Consider the following 12,629-nt stretch of genomic DNA (forward strand, 5'->3'; position numbering starts at 1 on the left):
GGGCGTGATGGTCGTCCCTCATACGAGGGGCGTGGATTGAAATACGGTCTGGCGGCTGAGGCCGTCCCCGTGCCTCGTCGTCCCTCATACGAGGGGCGTGGATTGAAATAGGCCCATGCGCAAACGAGACTACTTGGCCTGAGGTCGTCCCTCATACGAGGGGCGTGGATTGAAATCTCCTTGATTCGTTGCCCTTAGTCCGTGCCGCCTAGTCGTCCCTCATACGAGGGGCGTGGATTGAAATGAGCACGGCCCGATGAACGTCACGCCGACCTTGGTCGTCCCTCATACGAGGGGCGTGGATTGAAATTCGATGATGAGGACTATGCCGAATGGTCAGAGAAGGTCGTCCCTCATACGAGGGGCGTGGATTGAAATGACGGCGGGGCCGTGTGGCTCACGTGGGGCTCCCCGGTCGTCCCTCATACGAGGGGCGTGGATTGAAATATATGAGGTGGCGCATGGCGGAGCTCTTCGAGCTGGTCGTCCCTCATACGAGGGGCGTGGATTGAAATTGCGTGGCGGACGCCAAGCCGGGCGTCAGCCTGGTCGTCCCTCATACGAGGGGCGTGGATTGAAATGACGGCGGGGCCGAGGCGCTGTCCGCGATCCTGCGGTCGTCCCTCATACGAGGGGCGTGGATTGAAATTTCGTCAACCCCACCGACATCGCGACCTTCCTCGTCGTCCCTCATACGAGGGGCGTGGATTGAAATACGACGGTGGTCTCGTACCTCCCCACCGCCGTCGTCGTCCCTCATACGAGGGGCGTGGATTGAAATGCAGACGCCGCGCTCCTGTACGACGGCGTGATGGTCGTCCCTCATACGAGGGGCGTGGATTGAAATACGGTCTGGCGGCTGAGGCCGTCCCCGTGCCTCGTCGTCCCTCATACGAGGGGCGTGGATTGAAATAGGCCCATGCGCAAACGAGACTACTTGGCCTGAGGTCGTCCCTCATACGAGGGGCGTGGATTGAAATCTCCTTGATTCGTTGCCCTTAGTCCGTGCCGCCTAGTCGTCCCTCATACGAGGGGCGTGGATTGAAATGAGCACGGCCCGATGAACGTCACGCCGACCTTGGTCGTCCCTCATACGAGGGGCGTGGATTGAAATTCGATGATGAGGACTATGCCGAATGGTCAGAGAAGGTCGTCCCTCATACGAGGGGCGTGGATTGAAATGACGGCGGGGCCGTGTGGCTCACGTGGGGCTCCCCGGTCGTCCCTCATACGAGGGGCGTGGATTGAAATATATGAGGTGGCGCATGGCGGAGCTCTTCGAGCTGGTCGTCCCTCATACGAGGGGCGTGGATTGAAATCGCGTGGCGGACGCCAAGCCGGGCGTCAGCCTGGTCGTCCCTCATACGAGGGGCGTGGATTGAAATGACGGCGGGGCCGAGGCGCTGTCCGCGATCCTGCGGTCGTCCCTCATACGAGGGGCGTGGATTGAAATTTCGTCAACCCCACCGACATCGCGACCTTCCTCGTCGTCCCTCATACGAGGGGCGTGGATTGAAATTCGATTGTGACGTGCGGCACAGCATATCCGCTCGCGTCGTCCCTCATACGAGGGGCGTGGATTGAAATGACCAGTCGATGCTCAAGGCAACGGGTATAGGCTGTCGTCCCTCATACGAGGGGCGTGGATTGAAATACGACGGTGGTCTCGTACCTCCCCACCGCCGTCGTCGTCCCTCATACGAGGGGCGTGGATTGAAATAAGACAAGAGGAGGTGAGAGGATGAAGCAGACGCGTCGTCCCTCATACGAGGGGCGTGGATTGAAATTACACCGTCGCCGTCACGGCCACGGTGCCGTCGAGGTCGTCCCTCATACGAGGGGCGTGGATTGAAATGCAGACGCCGCGCTCCTGTACGACGGCGTCATGCGTCATCCCTCATACGAGGGGCGTGGATTGAAATCTACGGGAAGCCATTGGAAGACCTCACGCCCCACGGTCGTCCCTCATACGAGGGGCGTGGATTGAAATCTCCAGCAGCTCCCAATGATGCTCGCGACCGCGGTCGTCCCTCATACGAGGGGCGTGGATTGAAATGTGCCTCTGTGGGACGAGGTGACGGGGGCCCTGCGGTCGTCCCTCATACGAGGGGCGTGGATTGAAATAGCAACGGCCTGCGCTACCCCGGCGACCCCGAGGGTCGTCCCTCATACGAGGGGCGTGGATTGAAATAGCACCAGGGTCGTGCGAAGCGACCAGGACATGTGTCGTCCCTCATACGAGGGGCGTGGATTGAAATTTGACGATTGCTGCGTCGATTGCTGCCTGCCGCGGTCGTCCCTCATACGAGGGGCGTGGATTGAAATTTGAAGGAAGGTGAGACGAATGACCGTGATTAGGGTCGTCCCTCATACGAGGGGCGTGGATTGAAATGGCTGCACCGTCGGGACGGCGACGACCATGCCGACGTCGTCCCTCATACGAGGGGCGTGGATTGAAATCTCTCGTGCATCTCGGCGATGTAGTGGCAGTTCTGTCGTCCCTCATACGAGGGGCGTGGATTGAAATGCCTGCGCAAGGTCGGCGCGCAGAGGACGCCGAGTCGTCCCTCATACGAGGGGCGTGGATTGAAATTCGATGCCAATGCCAGCCGTGCCTAGGGCCTCCGTCGTCCCTCATACGAGGGGCGTGGATTGAAATAACATCGCCCGCATAGCCGCCCGCTACACCACGGTCGTCCCTCATACGAGGGGCGTGGATTGAAATGAGGACGGCACGGCCATCTGCATGAAGCAGGTGTGTCGTCCCTCATACGAGGGGCGTGGATTGAAATCAGTGCGAGGTCGACGCGACGGCCGGCCCCGTCGTGGTCGTCCCTCATACGAGGGGCGTGGATTGAAATTGCACGTCCTCGGCGTTCGAGCCGAAGACGTTGAGTCGTCCCTCATACGAGGGGCGTGGATTGAAATATGCCTCGGCCCCGGTGCCGTCACCGCCCGAGACGTCGTCCCTCATACGAGGGGCGTGGATTGAAATATGGGCTGGTACGCAGCCTCTATCTCGGTGGCCGTGTCGTCCCTCATACGAGGGGCGTGGATTGAAATTCGATGCACTCGACGCCCATCGCGCGGCCCGAGGTCGTCCCTCATACGAGGGGCGTGGATTGAAATGTGCTCAGCGCGCTCAAAGCGTGGCATGACACCTGGTCGTCCCTCATACGAGGGGCGTGGATTGAAATGTACTGTGCTTTACTGTTGAAGCGGTATCTCGTGTCGTCCCTCATACGAGGGGCGTGGATTGAAATACGACGGTGGTCTCGTACCTCCCCACCGCCGTCGTCGTCCCTCATACGAGGGGCGTGGATTGAAATGGGTGGCACGGCTCCACGCTCCTCTCGACCATCTCGTCGCCCCTCATACGAGGGGCGTGGATTGAAATTCGACGCTCCTCATGGGGTTGTCCTGCCTGAGGCGTCGCCCCTCATACGAGGGGCGTGGATTGAAATGGCTGTGAGGTGATGCGAGGAAGTAGAGCGAGGTGTCGCCCCTCATACGAGGGGCGTGGATTGAAATGAACCAAGCCGAGGGACCCGGCGGCGCGCTACCCGTCGCCCCTCATACGAGGGGCGTGGATTGAAATCACCAGAAACGGGATGCGATTCCGTACACGCCGTGTCGCCCCTCATACGAGGGGCGTGGATTGAAATCATCTGTCTATCGACGACTTACGTTCTGAGAGCGCGTCGCCCCTCATACGAGGGGCGTGGATTGAAATATCTATGGTGTGGAGGGCATCGGCAAGTCCACGCTGGTCGCCCCTCATACGAGGGGCGTGGATTGAAATTTGCATACAGAGAAGAAAACTGCTAGGCACCGCGTCGCCCCTCATACGAGGGGCGTGGATTGAAATCCGCAAAGAACTGCTCTACGAGGACATCTACACCGAGTCGCCCCTCATACGAGGGGCGTGGATTGAAATCTGATGTGCCATCCAGGCTCGTCTTACGCGCATCGTCGCCCCTCATACGAGGGGCGTGGATTGAAATAAGCGTTGGGTGACCCACGAGGTGCTCCCCGCCGTCGCCCCTCATACGAGGGGCGTGGATTGAAATATCCGTAGTCGTCTCGTACGTGGCGGCAAGCAGAAGTCGCCCCTCATACGAGGGGCGTGGATTGAAATGGCCACAGCGACTTCGCCGCGACGGAGTGCCCTGGTCGCCCCTCATACGAGGGGCGTGGATTGAAATTGCACCCAGGCGGCGTACGAGATGTGCGGCGTGGTCGCCCCTCATACGAGGGGCGTGGATTGAAATGATAGTCCCACATACCTTGCCGCCGAACAGCTCGGTCGCCCCTCATACGAGGGGCGTGGATTGAAATACCATGCGAGGGCCGGGTCGAGCGCGGAAAGGTAGTCGCCCCTCATACGAGGGGCGTGGATTGAAATAACAACGCGTGGCGCATGGTGCTCACGTCGCCCGCGGTCGCCCCTCATACGAGGGGCGTGGATTGAAATTGCTTGTGGCGTTCCCGCACATTCTGACATCCCTGTCGCCCCTCATACGAGGGGCGTGGATTGAAATGAGGCGGCGAAGAGAGGGTACTGGCGCTGGCTCGAGTCGCCCCTCATACGAGGGGCGTGGATTGAAATGCGATGTCCTGGAGAGTCGTAGTCAAGAGGACGGAGGGGGCAAGCCGAAGCGCGCGATCGTACGGTGCCTCAGGAGGCACACCGCCAGGGAGGCCTGTCGCGCCCTCATGAACCCAGCAGCCAGGGCGCACGAGGACGGTGGAGACCTCAGGTCGAGGCGGGTGGAGGCGCATCTCACCCAGAGGCAGGTCGCTGACAGGCTAGGTACCAAGCCTGTCAGGATCAACGGGATCGAGCGAGGGACGAGAAGGCGCTACGAGCTCAGGGACAGGCACTCGGTGCCCCTGAGTGAAATCGGCAAGAGCGGCGAAACGCCCCTTGACACACCATAGGAGCGTCATTCCCGACACAATCGCCTTTGGCACTCTCCCCATGGCAAAGCGCATACAAAGATGGAGGCTTGGCGCTAAGGCCAGCCCCCAAGAAAGCGAACGTATTTCTGTACCGTCACTAGCGCCTCTCAGCCGCCTTGGCCTAGACCTCTCACCAGTACTCGGGCGCCGTTACCTACGTACAGGCAGGCCTCCAGCACATCACCTTGGCCTTCCTGCCCCCATCGTTCCGCCTGCCTGCACCGTCTGCCGTTTGCCTGTTCAAAGTTGCCGGATTGGGCGGTGAAACAAGTGGTCTGTCCGCTGGTCCGTGGCACCCATAGACTTCTAGTCAAGGCAGTCCTCGGAAAAGGAGGCATGAATGGACATCATATTGGGAGCCTTGAACTGGTATGCGGCTCTGCCGTCATCGGTCATGGTGATGATCGGAATCTTCCTGGTAGGTCTTCTTCTCGCCAGGCTGAAGGTCGGAGAGGCCCTGCGTTGCTCCATCTATGTGGCTGGTGCCCTTGTTGCAATGAGCACGATGGTTGGCATGTTCTCGGGTGCGGCAACGCCGATCCTCACCCAGGTCGTAGAGGCTACAGGACTCAAACTTGACATCATTGACCTCGGTCTCGGCTCGGCGTACTCCTCGGTCCTCTTTCCACTCAGCTTCTACGCCATTCTGCTGGTCGTCGGCCTTGCGGTCAATGCCCTGATGATTGTCCTCAGGCTCACCGACACCTTTGACGTTGATGTGTTCAACTACTCTGTGTGGGCGCTTGCATCTTCCTATGTCTGGGCAATCACCGGAAGCGTGCCCCTTGCCATCGCTGCCTACGTGATCAACGAGATTATCGTCCTTAAGTTTGCCGATCTTACCGCGCCGGCAATCCAGAAGGCCTACGGCCTCGATGGCGTCTCCATCCCTCACGGCAACGCCGTCATCTTTGCTCCCGTCGGCATGGCCGCGAATTGGGTCATCGAAAAAATCCCGGTGCTCGCTAAAATTGACTGGAGCCCCGAGAAGATCGAGGAGCGCTTTGGCGGCCTTGTCTCGCCGTCCATGATTGGCTTCGTGATGGGCATCGTGCTCGGCATCGCCGGTGGCCAGGGCTTTGGTCAGACGTTCCTGCTTGGCATCACCGTGGCGGCCTTCATGATCGTCTTCCCACGCGTCGAGAACATCCTTGTCGAGGGCATCACCCCCGTCGCTGACGGGATGCGTGACATCTGCGCCAAGAGGTTCCACCGTGACCTCAACATCGGTCTCGACGCCGCCATTCTCATCGGCATGCCCGACGTCATGGCAACCGGTATCCTGGTCACCCCCGTCGTGCTGCTCCTTGCCTTCATCCTTCCGGGCAACCGCGTCCTGCCGATGGCCGACCTTGCTATTGCCGCACCGTTCCTCATCAGCTGCTGCATGCCCTTCTGCAAGAAGAACATCTTCCGTGGATTCATCGCCGGCGTGGTCGTCATGATCATTACGCTCTACGTCTGCACCGCCACGGCCAGTTGGTACACGCAGTGCGCCGCCATGAACGGCCTGCCCTTCGAGTCCCTCTCTACGACGCTGGGTATCGGCTCGAGCTGGGTTGCCTGGGCAATCGGCCAGGTGTTTGCAATCTTCGCGTAAGGCGAGCTTGCTGGTGCGACACAAGGTAACGGATGCAAGTCTTGTTTGGAGGTAGCAATGGATGCAAAGAAGATCGTCGTTGCCTGCGGTACGGGCGGCGTCACCTCGAAGAACATCGCCATGAAGATCGAGAAGTACCTCAAGGGCAAGGGAGTAGAGGCAAAGGCCTCGACCTGTCGTGTGAGCGAGGTGGTCGCCCTGGTCTCACAGATCCATCCCGATGTGGTCTGCTCGGCAACGCAGCTTCCACCCCTTGACGTTCCCACGATTAAGGCGACGGCAATCCTGACGGGCGTTGGTGCCGACAAGGTCTTCGAGCAGATTTACGACATCGTGAAGTAGCGGTTTTTGGCAGGGGGCAGAAACGCTGGAATCGCCCCCTGCGGTGTTGTGGGGGGATGCATGATGAGCAATGCGATTGCGATTTCGCCAAAGCTGGTGATACCCATGCTTCGCGCGACCAGCTCTGAGGACGCAATCAGGCAACTTGGGGGCCTGCTCGTCTCCGATGGCTTCGCCAAGGCCACCTATGTCGACGCCGTTCTGGAGAGGGAGAGGGACTATCCCACCGGAATCGAGTTTCCCCTCTGCGGCGTTGCGATGCCGCATGGGGAGCCGGACGGCGTGCTCGGGGCGGCAATCGCAATCGGCCGCTGCGCTGGCCCGGTCAGCTTCAAGAGAATGAACGACTTTGAGCAGGATATCGAGGTCGGCTTGATTGCAATGCTCGCAGTCAATGACCCGACAGGCCACCTCGATGTTCTTGGCAAGCTGATTGGCGTCTTCTCGGATGAGCCCATGTGCGGCCAGCTCCTTGCCTGCCGGGACTCTTCGGAAATCGCCCGTATCATCAATGACGCAATCAATGGGAGAGGGTAGCCGTGAACCACATGGAGAAGGTTCTGGGCGAGAAGAAAAGCGCAGGAGACAAGATTTTCGTGGGGTACTTCCCACTAGGCGATTTCAAGATGGGAGATGCAATCTCCCGTGTCGGTGAGTTCATCGATGATGGCATAGACGTCCTCGAACTCGGCATTCCATACGAGAGGCCCGTGCTCGATGGCGCTGTCGTTGCCTCATCGATGGCTCGCGCGCTTGAGGTGACGAGTCCTGCGGCCGCCGTGGACTCTATCTCTGCGCTCAGAAACGCCTACCCTGATGTCTGCCTCCAGATCATGACCTACTATGAGGTCATAGAGGCCATGGGTGTCGATGTGTTCTGCGAGCGCGTCGCCGCAGTGGGGGTGGATGGCGTACTTGCCCCCAATGTCCCAGATGCAGCGAAGGCGGCGCTCTCCGAGGCCCTTGAGCGCAACGGCCTGATTGAGCCGCTGTTCGTTCCCATCGATCTCGCGGACGAGGATGTTGCGGGCTATGCCGCCGCTGGTCGCGGCTACCTGTTCCTCCAGGCACAGGAGGGAAAGACCGGGCCTCGCGAGGGCGTCTCTCCTCGCGTTGCGGACGACATCGCCCGCCTACGCAACGCGGGGGCCACAGCCGCACTCTGCGCCGGCTTCGGCATCTCCAGGCCCAGCCAGGTCAAGAGCCTGATGGCGATGGGGGCCGACGGCGTTATCGTGGGAAGCAGCATCATCGAGGCCGTTCTTGAGGGGAATTCCAGAGAGTACATCTCCTCGCTGAGGGCGGCCCTTGACGAGTAGGAGGACCTGCGAATGCGACAGATGAACGCCCGTTCATGGGATATCCTGCGGTGTCTCATGGACAATCCGTTCTCTGCTGTGACGGCCCAACAGCTCTCCCGCAAGCTCGGCATCTCCGAGAGGACCGTGAGGTATGAGGTTGCCGCGCTCTCCGACTGGCTCGGGGAGCGCGGCATCGTGCTGGAGCGCGTTCCTCGCAGGGGGTTCTCGATTGCGATGCAAGACGTCGCTCGCGCAGCGGAGCTTGTCTCCCAGAGCAATGGGGTCCCGGATGCGAAGAGCGTCTGTCTGTCCGGCGAGCAGCGCATGTACGCCATCGTCTCGGGCCTGTTGGATGAAACCTGCCCCTCCACCGCAGCCGACATTGCCTGCGCCCTCGGCGTAAGCAGGACGACGGCGTTGCGAGACATGGAGCGCGTCGCCGGATGGCTGCGGGCTCATGGCGTCGGGCTTCTCGACGCGCCCCAAGGTGGCTGGGCGCTTGATGTGAGTGAATATCGCAGGCGTCAGGTGATGTCAGACTTCGTCGGGGAGGGGTTTGGTGTCTACGCGAACCTGTTCTCCGTACAAGGCGACGCGAGCGATTGTTCGGTTTGCGAGAGGGGCTTTGCCTGCGAGGGGGAGCTCAAGCGCATGGCGTTTGCGCTTGACCGCTACCTCGATGACGTTGGCGAGAGCCTTACGGACTCGGCCTATGTCCAGTTGACGTACTACCTCAATGCCACGCGCATCAGGACCCGTCAGGGCCACTATGTCTCCGGGTTGCCCGCCGAGCTCGACGCGGTCACCGATGAGGCTCGTGCATCGCTTGTCTCCCTGTTCGATGGGGCTGGCGCCGTTGCCGAAGGGGAGAGCCTTGACCGTGAGGTTGATGCCTTGGGAGCGATGCTGCTGGCGGCACCGAAGATGCGTGTGGACGCCTCGGGGGGCATCCGTACGGGTGCCGCAGAGCGCGTCGTGGGCAGGCTCGTCTCCGTCATCTCGGAGAAGATTGGCTACGATCTGTACCTGGACGAGGAGCTGGTTGACGGGCTGCGCATCCACGTTCAGGCCCTTCTCGCACGAGAGCGCCTTGGCATCCAGGCAAGATGCGACCTGCTGCCAAGCGTCCGGGGGCGCTTCCCGGACCTGTTCTCAATCTGCCGGGGGGCGCTGCTTGCCGCCCAAGGGGAGTATGGGCTGACCGCGAGTGACGACGAGGTCGGTTTCGTTGTCATGTACGTTGGGGCCGCGCTCGAGCGCCTTCGCCAAAACCCGGCGGCCAACAGGTCCGTCAGGGCAGTGCTCGTCTGCGGCGCCGGGATGGGGACAGTTGCGTTTCTCTCTCGGTCGCTTGCGAAGGAGTTCTCGCATCTGGAAATCGTCGCCAAGCTGTCGGCGCGCGACTGCCGCCTCTTTGACTATTCTGACGTTGACGTTGTCCTTACGACCGTCGAGCTGCCTGGTGCGCTTCCAAAGCCGACGATTCGCGTGACTCCGATGCTCTCGCGCGTTGACATACGAAAGATCGAAGCATTCCTCCATTCTCCGGTGGGCTTGCATGGCGAGAGCGAGATCGTGGACGACCTCCTTGGTCTGGTGCGCACAACATGCGACATCAAGGACGCTGCTGCCCTTGAGCGGGGAATCCGTGACATCGTGGGCGAAAGGCAGACGGCGGGCGCGCCCGCGCTTCCCGGGCTCCTGTCCCTCGACGAGCTTGTGAGCGAGGAGTTCACCCAGGTCGGGATTGCCTCAAGCTCTTGGGAGGACGCCGTGGCCAAGGCGTCTGGGCCGTTGCTTGATGCCGGCTGGATGACAGAGGACTACTACCGGGCGATTCTCGGCGTTGCTGCCGACTATGAGCAGTACGGCGTGATTCTCGCGCCGCTCTGCGCCCCGCATGCGGAGCCCGACGGCAGGAACAGGCCGGGCGTCTCAGTGGTCACGCTTCGCGACCGGGTGAAGGTGTCAATCGGTGGTGACGAGGTCCCCATCGGCATCGTGATGGTCCTCTGCCTTCAGACTCCCATCGCGCATGCCCGGGCGCTCGACGAGCTGTTCAGCCTGGTTGACGAGCACCCCGGGTTTGTCCCCGCCCTCGAGTCGGCACGGTCCCCCGCCGCTCTCGTCAAGCTCGTCAGCGACTACTGCCGCCGGATCAGGTGCTAGGTGCTGCGTGCCGGAGCTCGGCCGGATTGCGCGCGTGGGCAAGTAGGGCTCGCCTCCTTTGAGGCCCTCATGGTGGATAGCCGTGTGGAGCGCGGTCCCTACGGTTGCGGCAGTGTCCGGTAGCGCTCCTCGTGATCATGCCTTACGTGGGGCCGATACCCTCGTAGGACCACATCGAAGACCGCCCAGCTCCGGGAAAACTGGGCTGGGCGGTCCTGCCTCTTGGCAGGAAGAGCTACATATCAGTACTCCGGGTTGGGGTCCTCGATTTTGTCGGTCTGCTGGTAGGGGGCAAGTGTTGAGATCATCTTGATCGGCTCGTCGTACGGGTTGTTCACAAAGTGGATTTCACCCGGGCCAATGTGGATGAAGTCACCGGCAGATAGCGTGTGCACCACGCCGTCGACCACGATGTCCGCCTTGCCATCGAGGATGAAGAAGTTCTCCTCCATGATGTTGTGATGATGAGCCTGGAAGTTCTGATGGGGTTGGAACTGTACGAGCGCGAAGTTCATGCGCGGGCCCTTCATCAGGTACTTGGGACCCGAGTCGCCAAAGCGGTACTCAAAATCGTCCTCGTTGACGACAAACGTCTCTGCCATGTCTGTCTCCCTTGCTCTGCCCGAAGGTGCCGGGCTCCGTCAAAATCAATCCTTGCCTGCTCGGGTCCTGCCGAGAGGTCCTACAGGCCGGGCGCCCGCCACATGCTCTTGGTGATGCCCGCCTCGCTCAGCTCAAGCTGCTGCCGGTAGACCTTCCTCCAGGTCTGGTAGAGCTCCCTGTACACGGCGGCGTTCTCGGGGTTGGGCTCGTAGGTGGTGTCGTACTTCACGACCCGTGCTGCACCTTCGGCCACACTCGGATAGATGCCCACGCCTGCGCCGGCGATGATTGCGGCGCCCAGGGCGGTGGCCTCCTTCACCACGGGGACCTTCACGCGCTTGCCCGTGACGTCTGCCACGATCTGGCTCCACAGTGGGCTCTTGGCGGCACCGCCGCCAAACATGAGCTCGGCGGGCTCGTTGCCAGTGGCCTCGTGGACCAGCTCGATGTGGCCGCGGACGAGCAGGGCCGTATTCTCGAGAATCGAGCGGTAGAACGTGTACTTGTTGAACTTTTCGGGCTCAAGCTCGAAGTTGGTGAACGTGGGCGCGGCGTGCGCCCAGTGGATGTAGTTCATGATGTCGCTGAAGCAGCACAGCATGCCGTGGGAGCCCGCGGGGATGTTGGCAGCCTTCTCGTTCATAAGATCGTAGGCATCGCGGCTCTCGGCCTTGGCCTGCTCCTTCTCGGCCTGACAGAAGCCGTCGCGGAACCAGCGCAGGACGAGGCCGGGCTTGAACGCGAGGGCCTCGTACTGCCAGACGCCTGGGGTGGCGTGGCAGTTGACGCGCACGCGACATGCGGGGTCGGTCGTGGCGTCGCCAGTGTTGAACTCATATTGCCAGAAGCTGCCGCCAAAGATGCCTGCCTGGCCGGGGAGGCACGCACCCACGCCAATCATGCCAAGCTGGCAGTCACCGCCACCAACGATGACGGGCGTGCCCTCGGCAAGGCCGGTGTCGGCCGCACCCTTGGCGCTTACGGTGCCGGCAAGCTCGTCACTCTCCTTGACGGGGCCAAAGATGTCGGTGCGCAGCCCGCAGCGCTTTGCGATGCTCGGGTCCCAGTTGCGGGTCTTGAGGCTCATGATGCCAGTCGTCGAGCCGTTGGAGGGCTCTACAGCAAGCTCTCCGGTGAGCTTGTAGATGAGCCAGTCGTTGAACATGCCGATGCGTGCGGTCTTCTCGTATACCTCGGGCATCTTGTTCTTGACCCATAGCAGGCGAGGGAGGGCGCCAAGGGCGTAGGTCTGGCCGCTCTCGTGGTACAATTCCGTCTCCAGATTGGGGTCCATGGCGATAAGCTCGTCCACCTCGTCGTTGGAGCGCGCGTCGACGTTGGCGCAGCCCCAGATCTCATTGCCGTCCTTGTCGTAGAGCAGGATGCCCTCGCGCATGCAGGTGGTCGAGACAGCGGCGATGTCGGCGGGTGCGATGCCGGTTTTGGCAAGGACCTCGCTCACGCAGGTGCGTGCGAGCTCCCAGTTTGTGGCCCAGTCAAAGTCCATGCTACCGGGCCATCGGGGATTCTCGCTGTGGGTCCACTCCTTTTGGACGCAACCCACCTGCCTGCCGCTGGTGGAGAAGATGACAGCGCGCACGCTGCCGGTTCCCGCATCCATTGCCATGAGGTACTCTGCCATGGTGTCCATC

Annotated in this window: 8 protein-coding genes and 1 CRISPR repeat array; of the genes, 6 read left to right on the forward strand and 2 right to left on the reverse strand. The window is 61.3% G+C overall.

Translation table 11 applies throughout. From position 1 onward, the window contains the following. Window positions 1-10: 10 nt before the first annotated feature. A CRISPR array of direct repeats spans window positions 11-4,609; the repeat unit is 33 nt; unit sequence GTCGTCCCTCATACGAGGGGCGTGGATTGAAAT. Between the two features lie 107 nt (window positions 4,610-4,716). From E0E00_RS06600 to E0E00_RS06625, 6 genes are all read left to right on the forward strand, one after another. After that, entirely contained in the window at window positions 4,717-4,941 is a 225-nt protein-coding gene (locus tag E0E00_RS06600; RefSeq protein WP_130811761.1) for a helix-turn-helix transcriptional regulator, read from the forward strand. A 361-nt stretch (window positions 4,942-5,302) separates the two neighbouring features. Further along, window positions 5,303-6,562, forward strand: coding sequence for a PTS transporter subunit IIC (locus E0E00_RS06605; RefSeq protein ID WP_130811762.1), 1,260 nt, complete (start codon window positions 5,303-5,305; stop codon window positions 6,560-6,562). 57 nt (window positions 6,563-6,619) lie between these two features. Next, on the forward strand, window positions 6,620-6,904 hold the full coding sequence (locus E0E00_RS06610; protein WP_130811763.1) for a PTS sugar transporter subunit IIB: 285 nt from the start codon (window positions 6,620-6,622) through the stop codon (window positions 6,902-6,904). Between the two features lie 60 nt (window positions 6,905-6,964). Continuing rightward, complete coding sequence (locus E0E00_RS06615; protein WP_130811764.1) at window positions 6,965-7,441, forward strand: PTS sugar transporter subunit IIA; 477 nt, start codon at window positions 6,965-6,967, stop codon at window positions 7,439-7,441. 11 nt (window positions 7,442-7,452) lie between these two features. Further along, the gene (trpA, locus tag E0E00_RS06620) at window positions 7,453-8,223 is read left to right on the forward strand and encodes a tryptophan synthase subunit alpha (protein ID WP_242622248.1); all 771 of its coding nucleotides are present in this window, start codon (window positions 7,453-7,455) and stop codon (window positions 8,221-8,223) included. A gap of 12 nt (window positions 8,224-8,235) precedes the next feature. Beyond that, window positions 8,236-10,374, forward strand: a complete 2,139-nt coding sequence (locus E0E00_RS06625) for a BglG family transcription antiterminator (RefSeq protein WP_130811766.1) — start codon at window positions 8,236-8,238, stop codon at window positions 10,372-10,374. A gap of 242 nt (window positions 10,375-10,616) precedes the next feature. On the opposite strand, the gene E0E00_RS06630 is transcribed toward E0E00_RS06625, so the two are convergent. Together E0E00_RS06630 and lsrK are read right to left on the reverse strand one after the other, a co-directional pair. Then, window positions 10,617-10,976: a cupin domain-containing protein gene (locus tag E0E00_RS06630; RefSeq protein WP_130811767.1), complete on the reverse strand. Its 360-nt coding sequence runs from the start codon at window positions 10,974-10,976 to the stop codon at window positions 10,617-10,619. Window positions 10,977-11,056: 80 nt separating this feature from the next. Beyond that, entirely contained in the window at window positions 11,057-12,619 is a 1,563-nt protein-coding gene (gene lsrK, locus E0E00_RS06635) for an autoinducer-2 kinase (RefSeq protein ID WP_130811768.1), read from the reverse strand. Between the last annotated feature and the right edge of the window lie 10 nt (window positions 12,620-12,629).

Source organism: Olsenella sp. Marseille-P4559, assembly GCF_900605015.1.
GTDB lineage: Bacteria > Actinomycetota > Coriobacteriia > Coriobacteriales > Atopobiaceae > Tractidigestivibacter.

Bases quoted from the DNA above. Each gene is read 5' to 3' on its own strand.
- E0E00_RS06600 (WP_130811761.1), top strand. From the start codon at position 4,717: ATGAACCCAGCAGCCAGGGCGCACGAGGACGGTGGAGACCTCAGGTCG.
- E0E00_RS06605 (WP_130811762.1), top strand. From the start codon at position 5,303: ATGGACATCATATTGGGAGCCTTGAACTGGTATGCGGCTCTGCCGTCA.
- E0E00_RS06610 (WP_130811763.1), top strand. From the start codon at position 6,620: ATGGATGCAAAGAAGATCGTCGTTGCCTGCGGTACGGGCGGCGTCACC.
- E0E00_RS06615 (WP_130811764.1), top strand. From the start codon at position 6,965: ATGATGAGCAATGCGATTGCGATTTCGCCAAAGCTGGTGATACCCATG.
- trpA (WP_242622248.1), top strand. From the start codon at position 7,453: ATGGAGAAGGTTCTGGGCGAGAAGAAAAGCGCAGGAGACAAGATTTTC.
- E0E00_RS06625 (WP_130811766.1), top strand. From the start codon at position 8,236: ATGCGACAGATGAACGCCCGTTCATGGGATATCCTGCGGTGTCTCATG.
- E0E00_RS06630 (WP_130811767.1), bottom strand. From the start codon at position 10,976: ATGGCAGAGACGTTTGTCGTCAACGAGGACGATTTTGAGTACCGCTTT.
- lsrK (WP_130811768.1), bottom strand. From the start codon at position 12,619: ATGGCAGAGTACCTCATGGCAATGGATGCGGGAACCGGCAGCGTGCGC.